This is a genomic window from Metallosphaera javensis (ex Hofmann et al. 2022) (genome assembly GCF_022064045.1).
Lineage (GTDB): Archaea > Thermoproteota > Thermoprotei_A > Sulfolobales > Sulfolobaceae > Metallosphaera > Metallosphaera javensis.
Genome location: NZ_JAKNCW010000046.1, coordinates 1 through 1,056, shown reverse-complemented (window position 1 = coordinate 1,056; position 1,056 = coordinate 1). Strand labels below are relative to the sequence as shown.

Annotated in this window: 2 protein-coding genes and 1 pseudogene; all 3 read right to left on the bottom strand. The window is 44.5% G+C overall.

The window, feature by feature from the left end; genetic code table 11:
* Positions 1–251, bottom strand: a pseudogene (locus L3N51_RS12735) (RNA-guided endonuclease TnpB family protein); the annotation flags it as partial.
* A gap of 33 nt (positions 252–284) precedes the next feature.
* Entirely contained in the window at positions 285–707 is a 423-nt protein-coding gene (locus tag L3N51_RS12730; RefSeq protein WP_320057125.1) for a hypothetical protein, read from the bottom strand.
* 7 nt (positions 708–714) lie between these two features.
* On the bottom strand, positions 715–1,056 hold a 342-nt coding region (locus tag L3N51_RS12310; protein WP_238027511.1), incomplete at its 5' end, for an IS607 family transposase.

The window sequence follows — 1,056 nt, the reverse complement described above, 5'->3', positions numbered from 1 at the left end:
GTCATCCTCTTGCCACCCTTCAACTTTCTAGAGGCAACTGACTGTACCTTAGCCCTCTTGATTTGCATGACATACTTCAAGGAGTAGAGTTGCTTCATAGAGATCGTGATGAATTTCTCGCCATCGTAACCGTCCAAGGAGTACAAGTTAGAATCGAATGCTACAGTTTCAGGTGGCGTGGTTGTTGGTGATTCTTTTCTGAACACTAAGTACACTTTATCCTCCTTGATCACCGGTTCTGTTAACTCCATTCCTTCCACTCTTTCAGAGAACCAGCTTCCGTCCTAGGAATACGTGATGTACTCGCGTGGTTTCACGGTTATCCTCACGCTCTTCCCGAGGACTTTCCTCAACGTGGTTTTCACCCTCACGTAACCCTTCCTCACAAGCGGTGGTTTGAACTTGCTTCTCCCCTTCTCAAATCTCCTCCTCCACGACTCTAGGATAGAGTACACGTCGTGAATTGCCTGGTCAACGTAGTGTTTTGCCAGTCCTTGCGCGTTCTCCCTCATTAAGTACTCTCTTAACTCCTTGTATATTTCCTTCTTTTCTGGTAACTCTACTCTTCCATTCTTCACGTTAACTTTGTTGAACACGTACTTTATTCCCTTATTTAGTAAGTTCACGTAGGCACGAATTAGTTCTTTGCTCCTCTCCTCATTTCTTATCGCATACGTTAAATGTATGTATTCTTTTTCTTGTGGCATGAATGTTTTAATTCTTAAGTTCCTCAACACATTTCTTCACCTTTTCACGCTCATGACCTCTCGTTCCGCCAGAGAACGAGACTAGGATACTGATCAAGTCTTCAATTAGTTCCTGTTCTGGATCCTCTTTTTCGAGCACCACTATTTCGCAACCGTGTGCCCTGCACACCTCCTCAAGTATCTCAAATCCGAATCTCACCAGCCTGTCCTGGTGAGCCACGACTATTTTGCTCACCTCGTTATTCAGCATCATCTTCAGGAGTCTTCGAAATCCTTTTCTCCTCATGTTCAATCCAGATCCCATATCAGTGATAACGAGGTCGTGTTCCGGAACCCTTTCCTTCAAGTA

Excerpts from the sequence above, each read along its gene's own strand:
- L3N51_RS12730 (WP_320057125.1), bottom strand. The coding sequence starts at position 707 with ATGCCACAAGAAAAAGAATACATACATTTAACGTATGCGATAAGAAAT.